Raw genomic sequence first — 14449 nt, 5'->3', positions numbered from 1 at the left:
ATTCGGTCTCAAAAACGTTCGTATATGAGACTCTCAGCGCCTCCCCTTATAGAAGCCGAGGCCGTGGTCTATGGTGAGGGGACAAAGAAGCAGCGAATCGAGTAGCCAGACCGAGAATGCCAAAGCCAGCCCAGACCGTGCTTGACCTCTTTTGTGGCCCCGGTGGACTTTCGACTGGGTTCGAGATGGCTGGTTTTGAGGTCATCGAAGCGTATGACTACGAACGGTCAGCCGTCGAAACATTCTCGGCAAACCACAAAGCCAACGCGACACTCGCGGACCTCGGGCAGTTCGACATGTCTGAGATGCCAACCGCCGACATCATTCTCGGCGGTCCCCCATGCACACAATTCAGTAGCGCCAAATCCAATAAGACGCGGAACGTGCTTGAAGGCTTGCTACTAGTTCAAGCTTTCCTCCGCTGCGTATACCTTAAGAAGCCTCGCTACTGGATCATGGAGAATGTGCCGACCATCCAGAAATATTTGCCGGACTCGATTCCTCTTCGCTGGATCGGGATAGATGAAGATGGTGACCTAGAAATTCCGCAACGAGTCGAGCTGATCGCTAGCGACTACGGAGTCCCGCAAAAGCGACGCAGGTTTCTGATAGGATGCTTTCCAGCACCCAAGCCGACGCACACGGCCCGAAGCGAGACTGCTGACCTCCTAGACGGCGACCTGCCACCATGGAAAACGCTTGGCAGCGTGTTGAATGCTCTACCGTCTCCATCCGGGGCTTCGACCGGAATGGTTCGCGACCCGAACTATGGCTACCAGATCGACGCCGACGATCTGACGGACCACTTCTACGATGCCTCGCTGAGCAGCCATGAGGCTCGCTCCATCAAGCGTGCGAAACTTGAGCATCCTTACATGGGCAAGCTGGCCTGGCCGGACAAACTCGATGAACCAGCTCGAACGGTAGTTGCCACCCAGCTCGGTCGAGAAACGCTTATCATCGCGGACAAGAGCCGATCCGGCGATACAGAAGAGGGCTTCAGGCGCGCCACTGTTCGTGAATGTGCGACCCTTCAGTCATTTCCAATCACCTACCAGTTTCATGGCTCATCATACACAAGCCGGTATAGGCAGGCAGGTGACGCGGTGCCGCCCATGATGGCCTATGCAATTGCACGTGAGATTGCTTGCTCAGAAGGACGCGCCGTATCGGCGCCGCTGGTCCAGTCAGAGGTGAAACAGAAATCGATAGCGCTCGGGCCAGTGTTCACCAACAAGCGCCGCAAACCGAACTTCCGCCGAAAAGTCCGCCTCATGTTGCCCGGCAAAGAGGTCCGTGGCTACAGAGCCGAACTACTTGTTCAGGAGTTCACCGATTTATCCGTTGATTGGGGAGGCTACAAGTTCAACGCACCGAGGTGGACGAACCATCTTATCCTTGGTGAAGGAAAGTCAGACACCCAACTTTATCACCCGTCGCCAGCCCTACTAGCGTCGATCCGGCAACGTCTATGCAGAGACACACTTGGAGAGCAGGCTTGGGCGAACTTTGAAAGCGAGTTTGATGACATTCTCGCATCTATTACCGACCCCGCTAGCGTGTATGCGGCGCATGTCCTTGATCGGTACGAAGGCTCGCCTCTTTGGCTTGCGGATCAGTTTTCAGCGGTCGTAGATTTCTACCTGCCGAAGCAGAAATTCTCTGAAAAACTTCTCGATCTCTCCGACATGATTGAGCACCCACGCGCGACGCGCATCCGGGTGCGGGTCGCTGTAGGTTTGATCTTGGCGGACCGCAGCGCAAAGGCACTCAACGCTCTATGGATGGCGAAAGAACGTGCGGCCAGCTGACGTGCGACCTTCAATGTACACAGTGCCCTCGATTTCGGTTGCACCGACCTCTTCAATCGTAAAGAGCTTTCCATCTTCACCAAGGTAGGGCGCTTCGTCCGAGAAGCCGTCTGGCGCGAAGCCTATATCAAGCGCAAGGTGTGAGCGTAGCTGATCATAGCGTCGAGCGAACAGCTCTTCGAACGAACCGTTTCGATTGGAGACGGGCCATATACGAGTCGAACAGTCTCGCTTGTTCAAACTTGTGATGAATACGCCTACATCGATTTCGTCAGAAACACTTAAGAACTGAAGCTTCTGAATCGCTCTGAACGAACTCGCTATGTTTCCAGTTTCAAATTCAAGTCCAACGCGCACTCGTGGCCTGCCGGACTTCACTTCGAAGCGCTCTCTGACCGTGTTGAGAAATGCAGGCATGTAGAACGCTTCACGAGTGACGAAATCGCGAAAAATCTCAGATGCTTTCAAGCCATAGGTAGCTTCGCCGCGATCTTTCAGTTCGGACAAGACACTGATGAAGCGATCTTCTCGCAACGAAAATAGCGTCACATCGAAGTCCGGAGATATCTCGGTGTAAGCGTCTATCGTTTGCCCTCCGAGAGTCTTCTCAATACTCCACCCTTGCGCTTTGAGGTCTTCTTGGAAGGCTCTAGATATATACTTTGCAGAGTTCACAACAGCGGGCTTTGGCCGACCAAGCTGGTTCTTAGCATACCAAAGCGTTGGATTGACGATGAACTCGTTTCCGCTTGTAACGACGCTCTGAAGAGCGGCCTCTACGGGCAACCGTACTAGGGACGCTATCTCATCAACTAGCCGCTCGTCTTCGTAGACCGTTTCTATCCGCACACCATAGCCCCCTTCGTTCGCTCGGAGGGTAAGTGGCGAATCGCCTACACGCCAGCGGAGAGTTGATGATGCTTCAGCTCATGACACGTTGGACAAAGGACTAAGAGTCGCCCGATCCTGCCATTTCGCCCTCGGCGCGCGTTCAACTCCGGTATCGGAGCTTCGGAATGCGTTTGGACAAGCACCGGCCAGTCTCTTCCCATCAGGTCTACGAACTTCTCTCCGCAGCCATCACATGTCTCATTCCAGCCCTCGTAAACACGACGGGAGACAAGTCTCTGCGCACGCCTCGGATCAGTCTCCAAGGCACGGTGCAGAGCGAACGGAAGCCGACCGAATTGACTATCGCCTGCCTGATTAAAAACGAGTCTCAAGTCCTCAAGCGTGAACCACTCAAGCGCGATGTGCCGGATCAACGCAGCGACCTTCTCAAGAAGCTCAGAATTGCCCCCGAAGGTCGCGATCACCTCAAGTTCAATAGGGTGAGGCGGCTCTGAAAGCACGCGCCCAGCCGCAAGGTCAGAAAGACGCCGCAGTTTCGAAGCACAAGAGGACTCGGTCCTGAGACTTGGGTGACCAGAGGCCAGCCTCGGCCACAAAGAGCGAAGCTCTCGCGACAGAGCTACCGCTGCGGCTTCGATTGACGGGTATTCGCCGCGTTCAAGGTTCCGGAGCGTCGAAAGCGCTAGGATGAACTCGTCTCGTTGCCAGTGGAGTGTCATCGCCATGAAGCTCGCGTCACACAATCAACGACACGGCGCGTCACACAGCGGCCAGATAAAACCCCTCAAGCTATTGATTTTTATAACTTGAGAGATTTATGGCGGTGAGGGTGGGATTCGAACCCACGAGACGGTTACCCGCCTACACGCGTTCCAGGCGTGCGCCTTCGACCACTCGGCCACCTCACCGTAAGGCGGCGGAAAGTAGCCAATACGCCGCGCCAGTCAAGGACCTAACGCTGCTCTATCTGCGCGAAAAACCGGTCACGGCGTCTTGCACCCGAAGCGCGGTATTCCCAATTGCTGCCCCACGCATATTTCAATCTCAAACGGACGGACGGCCACACGCCGCGCCGACCCCTCACACGACGCAAAGGTCCGCCATGTTTGACGTAAACAAAATCATCACCGCCCTTCAGACCGATCCCAACGCTCAGCGCACCGCGCTGGCGGGCGGCGGAGGCGTCGCAGCAGGCTTCGCCGCCTCCATGCTGATGGGAAAATCCGGGCGCAAGATGATGGGTAAAGCAGCCAAATACGGCGCCGTCGCCGCCATTGGCGGCCTCGCCTATCACGCCTGGCAAAAGAGCCAGCAGAACAAGCAAGGCCAGGCCGCAGCGCCCGCCACGCAGGCAGCGGCTCAGGATGCGGACTTCACGCCGGCCCCGGAGAACTCCGCCTTTCTGCCCGCCCCGTCCGATGAAGCGGCGGTCGATCAGCTCGGCAAAGCGCTGGTGCGCGCCATGATCGCGGCGGCCAAGGCGGACGGCAAGGTCGACGCCGAGGAGAAAGAGGCGATCTTCGCGCGCCTCAACACCATGGATCTGAGCGCTGAAGACAAGGCGTTCGTGTTTGACGAATTGTCAGCGCCGTTTGACATCAACGCCGTCGTCGCCGCTGCGGATACGCCCGAGCACGCCGCCGAGATTTATGCGGCGTCGCTGGTGGCGATCGAAGTCGACACCCCCGCTGAGCGCGCCTATCTGCAAATGCTGGCGGCGCGGCTGGAGCTCGACCCCGATCTGGTCAACGAAATCCACAAGGCTGCGGACGCTCAGCCCGCCTGAACGTCCAACAGGAAGATCGCCCGTCCCTAGAACCGGGCGGGCTCATCTTCCAGAGCATGCGCCAGGTGATCGGCCAGGCGTCGGGCGGCCAGTCCAGCGTCCGCCGCGGTCAGCAACACCGCTTCGGCGTCATCGAGCGGCGGCATGCGCGCGCCTTCATCGATCGCGAGGTCATCCGGCGCAAAATCACGCGGCAGCACAGCAACGCCGAGCCCCGCTCGCACCGCCGCCAGCGCCCCCGCTAGAGAGCCGCAGACATAGGCGGCTCTCGCCCGACCGCCGGCCCGACCCAGCGCTTCCACTGCGCGCTTGCGATAGACGCAAGGCTCGGGGCTCACCACCAGCGCCGTGACGCCGTCCGCTTTGAACACGCTGTCATTGGCGCCGACCCAGACCAGGGGCTCTGACCAGACGCGCTGGCCGTCCACCGCTGCGCTCGGTTCGCGCTTGACCAGCGCCACATCCAGACGTCCGGCGTGAAACATATCCATCAGGTTCAGCGTCAGGTCGCAGGTCACTTCAAGCTGAATGCCCGGATGGGCGCGGGAGAATTCCGCCAACGCCTTGGGCAAATGCGCCGTGGCGATATCTTCAGGCGTTCCCAAACGGACATGGCCGCGCGCCTCGCCCTGACGAAAGGCCGACAGCGCTTCGTCATTCAAGGCCAGCATGCGCTCGGCATACCCCATCAATCGCTCACCCGCCGGCGTCAGGGTGACCCGCCGCGCCGTTCGGCTGAACAGGCGCTCACCCACGATCTGCTCAAGCTTGCGGATCTGCAGCGAGATCGCCGACTGACTGCGAAACAACAGCGCCCCGGCGCGGGTGAAGCTTTGAGATTGCGCCACCGCCACAAAGGCGCGGAGCAGATCAAGGTCCAGACGGTCAGTGTGCATGCTATGAGTTTCTCAAATGCATGGACGCATGACAATCAATTTTTCAAATTCATCTGACTTGCTAAAACCTGCCTCACACAGCGACTGATCGCGTCCACCCGCGCCCGTCGTCTGCTCACTCACGCTGGAATGAGGAAACCCGAATGAACGTCCACGTCTCCGCCTCGAACGCCGCCTCCATGGCGACCCGCACCCCCACCCCGATCACCGTCGCGTACGGCGATGGCATCGGCCCGGAAATCATGAAAGCCAGCCTGAAAGTGCTCAACGCCGCAGGCGCAGCGCTCAAACCGGAGCCGATCGAGATTGGCGAGCAGGTCTATCTCAAGGGCGTGAGCGCGGGCATCGAGGACAGCGCGTGGGACTCCCTGCGCCGGACGAAAGTCTTCTACAAGGCGCCGATCACCACGCCCCAAGGCGGCGGCTTCAAATCGCTGAATGTCACCGTACGCAAATCGCTGGGTCTGTTCGCCAATGTGCGCCCCTGCGCCGCGCTGTCGCCTTTCGTCGCCACCCGCCATCCCGACATGGACGTGGTGATCGTGCGCGAGAACGAGGAAGACCTCTACGCCGGCATCGAGCACCGCCAGACCGATGAAGTCGTGCAATGCCTGAAGCTGATTTCACGCCCCGGCTGCGAACGCATCGTGCGCTATGCGTTTGATTACGCCCGCGCCAATGGCCGCAAGAAAGTCACCTGCTTGTCGAAAGACAACATCATGAAGCTGACCGATGGTCTGTTTCATGAGGTGTTTGACGAGATCTCCAAAGAGTATCCCGACATCAAGACCGATCACTGGATCATTGATATCGGCACCGCCAAGCTCGCCGACGCGCCGGAACAGTTCGATGTGATCGTCACCTCAAACCTTTATGGCGACATCATTTCCGACGTCGCCGCCGAGATCACCGGCTCGGTGGGCTTGGGCGGCTCCGCCAATATCGGCGAGCACTGCGCCATGTTCGAGGCCATTCACGGCTCGGCCCCGATGATCGCCGGCCAGAATGTGGCGAACCCGTCCGGCCTGATCCTCGCGGGTGTTCAGATGCTGGTCCATATCGGTCAGGCCGATGTGGCGGAAAAGGTCCATAACGCCTGGCTAAAAACCCTTGAGGACGGCGTTCATACCGTCGACATCGCCTCTGAGGGCATGACCAAGCAAAAAGTGGGCACGGACGCCTTCGCCGACGCCGTGATCGCGCGTCTGGGCCAGGAGCCGACCCATTTCACGCCCGTGCGCTACAACTCCAAAGCTGGCGGCGTCGCCATTGCGCCCTACAAGCGCCGCGAGCGCCAGACCAAGACGCTGGTGGGCGTGGATGTCTTTGTGGACTTGCCGACCCAGAACCCCGACGAACTCGCGAGCAAGCTGAACCTTGCAGCCGGCGGCGCGGCCTTGTCCTTGAAGATGATCACCAATCGCGGGGTGAAGGTGTGGCCGCAAGGCTTGCCCGAAACCTTCAAGACCGACCATTGGCGCTGCCGCTTCATGGGCGATGGCGTGCGCAAGAACGCCGACGTGGTCGATCTTCTGGCCCGGCTTGAAAAAAGCGGCGTCGACTTTGTGAAAACCGAACAGCTCTACGAATTCGACGGCAAGCCCGGCTACTCGCTGGGTCAGGGCCAGTAAGGACCACATCCAACACAAAACCCCGGCCCGCATTGCGGATCGGGGTTTTTCGTCACATCCAAAGAAGAGACTTACGCCTTCACCAGCCTTGCGATGTAAAAGCCGTCCATGCCGCCGCGTTCATCCCACATATCGGGACGGGTGCGGACGGCGCCGTCCGGGCGCAGCGCTTCTTTCAGGCCCGGCAGCTCGTCCGCCGTCACCGGATCAAGGCGCGCGTCCGGTGTGCGCTTGAGGAAGGCCGCGATCTGGTCTTCGCCCTCTTCAAGCTCCAGCGAGCAGGTGCAATAGACCAGCCGCCCGCCCGATTTGAGCTGGGCGAAGCTGGCGTCCAATAGTCGGCGCTGAATGTCGGCCAGATTGGCGATGTCGCCGGGCTCTTTCGCCCAGGCGGCGTCCGGACGACGGCGCAGCGTGCCGGTGGCCGAGCAGGGCGCATCGAGCAGAATCGCGTCCATGGGCTCCGGCGCCGTCCAGTCCGCCACATCGGCGGTGACGATCTCGGCTTTGAGTTTGGTGCGTTCGAGATTTTCCGCCAGACGCTTGAGGCGTTTCGGCGAGGCGTCGACCGCGATCACCGACGCGCCTGTTGTGGCCAGCTGCAAGGTCTTGCCGCCCGGCGCCGCGCAGAGATCGGCGACCTTTTCACCGGGTTTGACGTTCAGAAGGCGCGCCGGCAGAGCCGCGGCCACATCCTGAACCCACCAATCGCCCGCTTCAAAGCCCGGCAGGCCGTCCACGGCGCCAATGTCCGGGCGACGGATCGTGCCGGTCTCCAGAACCTTGGCGCCGATTTCGTCGGCGAAGCCCTGAGCGTCAAAGCCCGGCTTGGCGGTGAGATCGAGCGTCGGCGGGACCGAGCGGGCGATAGCGATGGCGCGCGCGACCGGCTCGCCATACGTCTCCACCCATCGCTCGGCCAGCCAATCGGGCAGGTCTTCAAGCGGATCTGAATCCAGAAACGCGCCTTTGCCCTGATCAACAACGCGGCGCAATACGGCGTTCGCAAGGTTCTTGAACCGGGCGGTGTTGGGGTCCTGCGCCATCAGGCTGACCCAGGCGTCCACGGCGGCGTGGGCCGGGGTCTCAAGGATCAGGCGCTCGGCCGCGCCGCAGCGCAGGATCAGATGCGCCTTGATCTCTTCATCCGGCAAAGGCTTGTCGAGCACCTGCATGAGGGCCGCGTCAAGCGCGATCGGGCGACGGATCACGGCGGAGGCGATGGCGCGCGCAAAGGCGCGATCGCGCGGCTCCATGCGTTTCCATTCCGGGCGACCGGCCAGAGCGCCGTCGAGCGGCACGCCCTTGGCGAGCACGCCTTCGACCGCGCCGAGCGCGGTGCCGCGAGGCATCAGGTTCTTGGTGGAGGATTTGGGTTCGGGCCGATGCGGCCCTTTGCGCATCTCAGTCATGACGAGGCGGTAGCACGCATAGGCCTTTCAAGAAAGCGCATCCCGCACGGTCCGGTCTAAAGCGCAGGCTCTTCGCCGCGCCTGAACCAGCCCGTAATCGCGTAGCGTGCGCCTTTAGCGAAGGGAGAAACAACACTGACCAGATGGGGTTGAGGCACTTTGAACAAGGTGAGTCGGTTGAACGCCGGCGTCAGTCCTGCGCGCACATCCCCCGCTTCATCGAGAAGATTGAGCACGCCGCCATAATCAGCGCACCAGTCCCGCGTGAGATTGAGGACGAAGGCGGCGCTGCGGTTCTTGCCCTGCACGCCGTCATCATGACGGGTGAGGAAATGCCCCGGCCTGTAACGGGTGAGCTGACAGTCGGCGAACGTGATCGCCTCATCCCCGGTCAGCGCCCGTCCCATTTCGATGAACGCGGCGGAACGGGTCAGCTCAAAAGCCGCCTTGAAGACGGCGTTGGTTAAACGCCCTCTCATGCCAGCGTCATAGAGCGGCACATTCTCAAAGAGATAGCCGAAACCCGATTGAGCTTCGCGCAGGACCAGCTGATCAAATGGGGCACGGCGCGCGGGCTCTAGCCTATCCATCTCAGCGCCGACGAAATCGCGATGCTGGCCCTCTATCAGGGCGACAAGATTCCACTCAGCCCAGTCTGACGCCGCCTTGTGCAGTCGGCGGGCGTCGGGCGTGACCAGCACGTCGTTCACCGCTGCAAAACCGGACCTGGCGTAGGCTTGCGCAGCCTCCGAACACTCAAGCTCGGGATTGAGTTTGATTGGTAAAGCCATGATCTGGCGGTACGCGATCAGACGGCGAGACGCAAGTCGCCATAGGCCTGTGATCGCCCCGAACCCTCCCTGACCTCAAGGCTTAATCCTGAGACGCCTGATCTTCCTGGTCGGCGTCTTGTTTCGCTTCAGCTTCGCGTTCCAGACGTCGGCGTTCACTGGCCCGAACTTTCTGGCTTTCGCTTTTCAGCTGTCCGCAGGCGGCGAAGATATCGCGGCCCCGCGGCGTGCGGATCGGGCTGGCGTAACCGGCCTTGTTCACCACATCGGCGAAGGCTTCGATCTGATCCCAGTCCGAGCATTCATACGGGCTGCCCGGCCAAGGGTTGAACGGGATGAGATTGATCTTGGACGGGATGCCGCGCAGCAGTTTGACCAGCGCCCGCGCCTCGGCGAGGGAGTCGTTCACGCCTTTCAGCATCACATACTCGAATGTGACGCGCTTGGCGTTGGACAGGTCGGGATAGGCGCGAATGGCGTCCATCAGCTCCGCGATCGGGTATTTCTTGTTCAGCGGCACCAGTTCGTTGCGCAGCTCGTCATTGGTCGCGTGCAGGCTGATCGCCAGCATGGCCTTCGTGCGTTCACCCAGCTCAGGAATTTTCGGCACCACGCCGGAGGTCGACACCGTGATGCGGCGGCGGCCGATGCCGATGCCTTCATGATCGGAGATCACGTCGATGGCGTCCGACACCGTATCAAGGGTGTAGAGCGGCTCGCCCATGCCCATGAAGACGATATTGGTGATCTGGCGGTCCTCATTGGAGGTCGGCCATTCGCCCAGATCATCGCGCGCTATCATCACCTGGGTGACGATTTCAGCAGCGGTCAGATTGCGCACCAGCGGCTGGGTGCCGGTATGGCAGAAGGTGCAGTTGAGCGTGCAGCCCACTTGAGAGGACACGCACAACGCGCCCGAACGACCGACGCCGGGGATGAAGACGGTCTCCACCTCGATGCCGCTTTCCAGCTTGATGAGGTATTTTCGGGTGCCGTCCACGCTGACCTGGCGTTCGGTGATCTCGGGACGGGCCAGCGTGAACTTCGCCTTGAGCGTTTCGCGCAAGGTCTTGGACACATTGGTCATCTCATCGAAATCGGTGACGCCGTGATGATAGATCCAGCGCCAGAGCTGCTCGGCGCGCATCTTCGCTTTTTTCTCTTCCACCAGGTCATGCGCGATCAGCACGTCGCGCAATTGCGCGCGCGTCAGACCGGCGAGCGGAACCGGGCCGGACATCTCTGGCCGGTTGGAAAAAGACAGGTCGAGTGTTTTCAAAGGTGCGTTCATAGCGCCGTCGTATACTGGAAAACTGAACAAACTTCGAGAGGCGAGAACGCATGGCGGGCTTGCGCCTGCAGACACGCTTGTTTGTTCGCTGTCCCGAGCCAGCCTCATCCGGACCGATTGTCAGCGTCAGCCGCCGTCGAGCGCCTTATTTGCGCACCAGCGGCCAGAGCAGCTCGCGACCGGCGCTGACCGGCGCCATGCCTTCAATACCGAAGGTTTCGGGATAGCGGCGGGTGATTTTCGCGGTGCCGAACAGCACGTCCCAGAAGAACAGCAAATTGCCGTAATTGCCCTTGTAATGGGTGACGCCGTCCTCTTTGTGCAGGCCATGATGGGCGCTGTGGGTGGCGGGCGTCGAGATGACGCGTTCCAGCACCCACATCACCGGGGCGAAGACGGGAATTTTGTATAGCGCCGCATCCCAGCGCCAGGATGAATGCGCGCCGAAAATCACCGTCATCTTCACCACCAGATACACGGCATAGACCGGGTAGAACCCCAGATGCACCAGGACGGCGGCGATCCACAGCCCCGGCATGAACAGGTAATAGAAGAGATTGTTGCGATAGGCGGTGCGGATCGACAGATAGGCGCCGGAATGATGCGCCCGGTGCAGGTTGTAGAGCATGGGGAAGGTGTGGCTGGCGCGATGCCACCAGTATTGGGTCATGTCATCACCGACCAGCAAGATCGCCACCATCAGATACCAGGGCAGAAAGGCTAAAGCGTCTTTCGAGCCGGGCCGGGTCACCTCCACCAGCATGGGCGCCACAGCGAAGATCACAGGCACGGTGACCAGGACGATGGTGAGCGAGGACAGCACCTCGATGATCACGTCCCGGCGCGAACCGCGCTCTTTTTGCAAGAACCGACCCGTCACCGCCTCCAGCACGATGAAACCGGCGAAGATGGCGGGTACGAGGATTTTTTCGTTGATCATGGCGAACGCCTCCCGCACTCAGCCTCACGGGTTCATGGCATAACTTCCAATACAAGTTTTGCATTCTTCCATAACCAATGGCTATATTTAAGCATGCTCAGCCTGCGCACCGCCCGCCTGTTTCTCACCGCCGCCGACGCCGGCACGCTGACCGCAGCCGCCGACCGCCTGCATGTGAGCCAGCCTGCCGCCAGCAAGGCGTTGGGCCAGCTTGAGAGCGATCTGGGCGGCGCCTTGTTTGATCGCGCCGGGCGCAAGCTGGTCCTGACCGCGCTGGGTGAAGCGCTTTTGCCTCGGGCGCGCGCCCTGATCCAGCAGGCCGAGGACCTGAAAGCCGAAGCGGAGCGCTGGCGCGCAGGCGAAGATGGGGTTCTGAGCGTGGGCGCCGGCCCAAGCGTCACCTATCGCCTGCTTCCCGAAGCCGTGGCGCGCTTTTACCGGGCTGGCCGGACGGTTCAGCTGACCGTGCGCGCGGGCGCAGCGGGGACATTGGTTGATCAGGTGCGCCGCGGCGCGCTCGATCTGGTCGCCGCAGACATGGGGGACGCCATCAATGATCCGGAGCTGGTGGTGCATCCCCTGCCCGAAGAAGGCGTGACAGCGCTGGTGCGTCCCGATCACCCCGCGCTGAAAGGCGAAGCGCTTGCCGGGTTTCCGCTGGCGACCGCCACGCCGCCCGAACGCCTCAGCCGGCAGCCTCTGCCCTGGGGGCGGGCGCGCCCGGGGCTGGTATGTGATGATTACACCGTGCTGGCGCTGGCCTGCTCAGCCTCTGATCATATCCTCGCCGCGCCGCGGTCTGTGGTGGACCGGCTGACCGCCGAACATGGCCTGATCCCGCTGGCGCCCTCCTCACCGGATCTGGTGGTGCGACCGGCGCTGATCTATCGCGCCAACGCGCCGCACAGCGCCGCCCGCCAGCATCTGTTTGAGTGTTTCGAGGCCGTCGCGCGACGCGCCTAGCCGCACAAATCGTCTACTTGCTCAAGCGCCGCCGTCACGCCCAGAAGTGAAAACGTATAGGCCGTGGCGGTCCCGCGAGCGCTGGTGGCCTCCACGCGCATATTCGAACCCCGGCGCATGGCGCGCACAAGCTGGCTTTCCTCGCCCGGTTGTTCCAAGAACCCCTCCTGTTCAGACACGAACATCTCAAACCGGTCCGAGCCGACCCGCACGCGGGGCGGGCTGTCAGGGCGCAAGGCGTATCCGGCGAGGAAGCTGGGCTGGTTCTCGGCGGCGCCGCTTTGCCAGCTCGCGACCAGGAAAAACACGTCGCCATGGTCCACATTCGCCGGCAAGGCTTCCTGAGGGCGGCTGAGCGCGTAACACACCTGACCGTCACCAGAGCCGCGCGTGAAGACGCGCCAGTCACGGTGCGCCCCCTGAAATTCAGGTTCGGACGCCTCCTGCGCCTGCACAGGCGACAGTGCGGAGACGGTCAGACACAGGCTGGCAAATAGAACGCGCATGTGGATTTCCATTCAGATATGAGCGGTTTGACGCTGGCTTGGTCGACTGGCGCCGATCCGTGTTCCTGTTTAAAGCGGTCTGAGACGGCAGTTTCAAGGCAGGATCTGGCTTGATCGTCATGTGTGCGGATGTGAGAGTGATCTGCAACGAGCTTCAAGGGTGAAACTTGCCTGACGCCCCCTTTTCCACTGGCGCAAAGCCGGATCGTGCGACCCTGAACTCGCTTGTGCTGGCCACCGCACAACGTGACCGGCAGGCGTTCGCGGCGCTGTTCAATTTCTATGCGCCGCGGGTGAAAGCCTATCTGCTGCGCCTGAACGCGCATGACAGCCTGGCTGAAGAACTGGCGCAGGAGATCATGCTGACGGTCTGGCGCAAGGCCGAGCAGTTTGATCCTGACCAGGCGTCGGCCTCCACCTGGATTTTCCGCATTGCGCGTAACCGCCGCATCGACGCGGCGCGGCAAGCCAACAAACCTGCGCTCGACGGCGAGGATCCCAGCCTGCGTCCGCCTGACATCCAGCCGCCCGACGACGCCGCTCATGAAAATGATCGCGATGACCGGGTGCGCGAAGCCATGCTGGATCTGCCAGATGAACAGGTGGCGCTGCTGCGTCTGGCGTTTTTTGACGGCCTGTCCCACCGCGACATCGCCGACCAGCTCGGCATGCCGCTGGGCACTGTGAAATCAAGGCTTAGACTGGCTTTTGACAAGCTCAGACGGGTGCTTGATTCTGAAACCTTGTAAGAAATAATGCACGCACGCGCATTAAAAGACGTTCCATCACTTGACGTCAGACTGAACTGATCAATATCCGCCACGCTGTACCAGACGCCGACTTAGAAGAAGACCATGACGAACCATCCGCTGGGTGACGAAATTTACGCCGCATACGCTTCGGGCGCCCTGTCGGGTCCGATGCGCCTGCTGCTGGACGCGCAATCGGCTGTGAATGTCGAGGTTGCGCGCGCGCGTCAAACCGTCGAGGCCGCCGCCGGCGTCTTGCTTGAGAGCGAAACCCCCGCCGAGATGGCGCCGAATGCATTGGCGACGCTGTTTGACATCATCGACACCGAAGAAGCGGGTCTGGGCGAAGCCGGTCCGGCGCGTTTTACCGCTCGCACCGGGTCTGAAACCTCTCGCAACGCCGCCCAGAAGGCCGGCCAGGCGATTGATGAACTGCTGGATCTGCCGGGCTCCGTCCGCGATCTGGCGCTGGAAGCTGGCGGCTGGTCTTTCGCCGGCCCCGGCGTCCGCACCATGCCGCTGATGACCGAAGACGGCGCGAAAGCCGAGCTGATCCGCATCGAACCGGGCCGCGGCGTGCCCCATCACGGCCATGACGGCACGGAATTCACGCTCGTCCTGTCCGGCGGCTTCAGTGACGGTCGCGGCAGCTATGCCCCCGGCGATGTGTGCATGGCCAATCCCGACACGATCCACAAACCAATCGCCGACGAAGGCGAGGTCTGCATCGTGCTCGCTGTCACCGACGGCCCCCTCGCCTTCACCGGCGCCCTCGGCTGGATTCAGCGCGCGCTGAGCCGGTAGGCTCCCTGCGGCGCCGC

The 14449-nt window shown here is 61.2% G+C and carries 14 protein-coding genes and 1 tRNA gene; 7 read left to right on the top strand and 8 right to left on the bottom strand.

What is annotated here, in order from left to right:
• The first annotated feature begins 116 nt into the window (after positions 1-116).
• Positions 117-1811 (top strand): DNA cytosine methyltransferase, encoded by a 1695-nt coding sequence (locus tag ACTIGF_RS07310; RefSeq protein ID WP_439636228.1) that lies wholly within the window; start codon positions 117-119, stop codon positions 1809-1811.
• Here the strand turns inward: ACTIGF_RS07310 and ACTIGF_RS07305 are convergent.
• Complete coding sequence (locus ACTIGF_RS07305) at positions 1779-2660, bottom strand: hypothetical protein (protein ID WP_439636227.1); 882 nt, start codon at positions 2658-2660, stop codon at positions 1779-1781. The genes ACTIGF_RS07310 and ACTIGF_RS07305 overlap by 33 nt on opposite strands.
• Positions 2661-2827: 167 nt before the next feature.
• Here ACTIGF_RS07305 and ACTIGF_RS07300 point away from each other — a divergent pair, with 167 nt between their 5' ends.
• Positions 2828-3157, top strand: a complete 330-nt coding sequence (locus tag ACTIGF_RS07300; RefSeq protein ID WP_439636226.1) for a hypothetical protein — start codon at positions 2828-2830, stop codon at positions 3155-3157.
• Between the two features lie 324 nt (positions 3158-3481).
• Here the strand turns inward: ACTIGF_RS07300 and ACTIGF_RS07295 are convergent.
• Positions 3482-3571 (bottom strand) — tRNA-Ser (locus ACTIGF_RS07295).
• Positions 3572-3765: 194 nt separating this feature from the next.
• Here ACTIGF_RS07295 and ACTIGF_RS07290 point away from each other — a divergent pair.
• Positions 3766-4449, top strand: a complete 684-nt coding sequence (locus ACTIGF_RS07290) for a tellurite resistance TerB family protein (protein WP_439636225.1) — start codon at positions 3766-3768, stop codon at positions 4447-4449.
• 26 nt (positions 4450-4475) lie between these two features.
• Here the strand turns inward: ACTIGF_RS07290 and ACTIGF_RS07285 are convergent, their stop codons facing one another.
• Entirely contained in the window at positions 4476-5345 is an 870-nt protein-coding gene (locus ACTIGF_RS07285) for a LysR family transcriptional regulator (RefSeq protein ID WP_439636224.1), read from the bottom strand.
• Positions 5346-5488: 143 nt separating this feature from the next.
• Between ACTIGF_RS07285 and ACTIGF_RS07280 the strand changes: the two genes are divergently transcribed.
• Positions 5489-6976, top strand: coding sequence for an NADP-dependent isocitrate dehydrogenase (locus ACTIGF_RS07280; RefSeq protein WP_439636223.1), 1488 nt, complete (start codon positions 5489-5491; stop codon positions 6974-6976).
• A gap of 71 nt (positions 6977-7047) precedes the next feature.
• Here the strand turns inward: ACTIGF_RS07280 and ACTIGF_RS07275 are convergent, their stop codons facing one another.
• The 4 genes from ACTIGF_RS07275 to ACTIGF_RS07260 form a co-directional block, all read right to left on the bottom strand.
• Positions 7048-8388 (bottom strand): RsmB/NOP family class I SAM-dependent RNA methyltransferase, encoded by a 1341-nt coding sequence (locus ACTIGF_RS07275; RefSeq protein WP_439636222.1) that lies wholly within the window; start codon positions 8386-8388, stop codon positions 7048-7050.
• Between the two features lie 56 nt (positions 8389-8444).
• Positions 8445-9179: a 2OG-Fe(II) oxygenase gene (locus ACTIGF_RS07270; RefSeq protein WP_439636221.1), complete on the bottom strand. Its 735-nt coding sequence runs from the start codon at positions 9177-9179 to the stop codon at positions 8445-8447.
• An 82-nt stretch (positions 9180-9261) separates the two neighbouring features.
• Positions 9262-10470: a 23S rRNA (adenine(2503)-C(2))-methyltransferase RlmN gene (rlmN, locus tag ACTIGF_RS07265; protein WP_439636220.1), complete on the bottom strand. Its 1209-nt coding sequence runs from the start codon at positions 10468-10470 to the stop codon at positions 9262-9264.
• 145 nt (positions 10471-10615) lie between these two features.
• Positions 10616-11410 (bottom strand): sterol desaturase family protein, encoded by a 795-nt coding sequence (locus tag ACTIGF_RS07260; protein ID WP_439636219.1) that lies wholly within the window; start codon positions 11408-11410, stop codon positions 10616-10618.
• A gap of 93 nt (positions 11411-11503) precedes the next feature.
• On the opposite strand from ACTIGF_RS07260, the gene ACTIGF_RS07255 reads away from it, so the two are divergent.
• Entirely contained in the window at positions 11504-12373 is an 870-nt protein-coding gene (locus tag ACTIGF_RS07255) for a LysR family transcriptional regulator (RefSeq protein WP_439636218.1), read from the top strand.
• On the opposite strand, the gene ACTIGF_RS07250 is transcribed toward ACTIGF_RS07255, so the two are convergent.
• Positions 12370-12879, bottom strand: a complete 510-nt coding sequence (locus ACTIGF_RS07250; RefSeq protein WP_439636217.1) for an invasion associated locus B family protein — start codon at positions 12877-12879, stop codon at positions 12370-12372. The two genes, ACTIGF_RS07255 and ACTIGF_RS07250, sit on opposite strands and share 4 nt — an antisense overlap.
• A 167-nt stretch (positions 12880-13046) precedes the next feature.
• Here ACTIGF_RS07250 and ACTIGF_RS07245 point away from each other — a divergent pair, with 167 nt between their 5' ends.
• Together ACTIGF_RS07245 and ACTIGF_RS07240 are read left to right on the top strand one after the other, a co-directional pair.
• Complete coding sequence (locus tag ACTIGF_RS07245) at positions 13047-13628, top strand: sigma-70 family RNA polymerase sigma factor (RefSeq protein WP_133724258.1); 582 nt, start codon at positions 13047-13049, stop codon at positions 13626-13628.
• 105 nt (positions 13629-13733) lie between these two features.
• Positions 13734-14432 carry a ChrR family anti-sigma-E factor gene (locus ACTIGF_RS07240; RefSeq protein ID WP_439636216.1) on the top strand — a complete coding sequence of 233 codons (699 nt, stop codon included), beginning with the start codon at positions 13734-13736 and terminating at the stop codon, positions 14430-14432.
• Positions 14433-14449: the final 17 nt, after the last annotated feature.

Origin of the sequence: Oceanicaulis sp., assembly GCF_051859625.1 — a bacterium.
Taxonomy (GTDB): domain Bacteria; phylum Pseudomonadota; class Alphaproteobacteria; order Caulobacterales; family Maricaulaceae; genus Oceanicaulis.
The sequence above is the reverse complement of the archived record's forward strand: the minus strand, read 5'-3'. Positions and strand labels throughout refer to the sequence as shown.

Bases quoted from the DNA above. Each gene is read 5' to 3' on its own strand.
- ACTIGF_RS07310 (WP_439636228.1), top strand. From the start codon at position 117: ATGCCAAAGCCAGCCCAGACCGTGCTTGACCTCTTTTGTGGCCCCGGT.
- ACTIGF_RS07300 (WP_439636226.1), top strand. From the start codon at position 2,828: ATGCGTTTGGACAAGCACCGGCCAGTCTCTTCCCATCAGGTCTACGAA.
- ACTIGF_RS07290 (WP_439636225.1), top strand. From the start codon at position 3,766: ATGTTTGACGTAAACAAAATCATCACCGCCCTTCAGACCGATCCCAAC.
- ACTIGF_RS07285 (WP_439636224.1), bottom strand. From the start codon at position 5,345: ATGCACACTGACCGTCTGGACCTTGATCTGCTCCGCGCCTTTGTGGCG.
- ACTIGF_RS07280 (WP_439636223.1), top strand. From the start codon at position 5,489: ATGAACGTCCACGTCTCCGCCTCGAACGCCGCCTCCATGGCGACCCGC.
- ACTIGF_RS07275 (WP_439636222.1), bottom strand. From the start codon at position 8,388: ATGACTGAGATGCGCAAAGGGCCGCATCGGCCCGAACCCAAATCCTCC.
- ACTIGF_RS07270 (WP_439636221.1), bottom strand. From the start codon at position 9,179: ATGGCTTTACCAATCAAACTCAATCCCGAGCTTGAGTGTTCGGAGGCT.
- rlmN (WP_439636220.1), bottom strand. From the start codon at position 10,470: ATGAACGCACCTTTGAAAACACTCGACCTGTCTTTTTCCAACCGGCCA.
- ACTIGF_RS07260 (WP_439636219.1), bottom strand. From the start codon at position 11,410: ATGATCAACGAAAAAATCCTCGTACCCGCCATCTTCGCCGGTTTCATC.
- ACTIGF_RS07255 (WP_439636218.1), top strand. From the start codon at position 11,504: ATGCTCAGCCTGCGCACCGCCCGCCTGTTTCTCACCGCCGCCGACGCC.
- ACTIGF_RS07250 (WP_439636217.1), bottom strand. From the start codon at position 12,879: ATGCGCGTTCTATTTGCCAGCCTGTGTCTGACCGTCTCCGCACTGTCG.
- ACTIGF_RS07240 (WP_439636216.1), top strand. From the start codon at position 13,734: ATGACGAACCATCCGCTGGGTGACGAAATTTACGCCGCATACGCTTCG.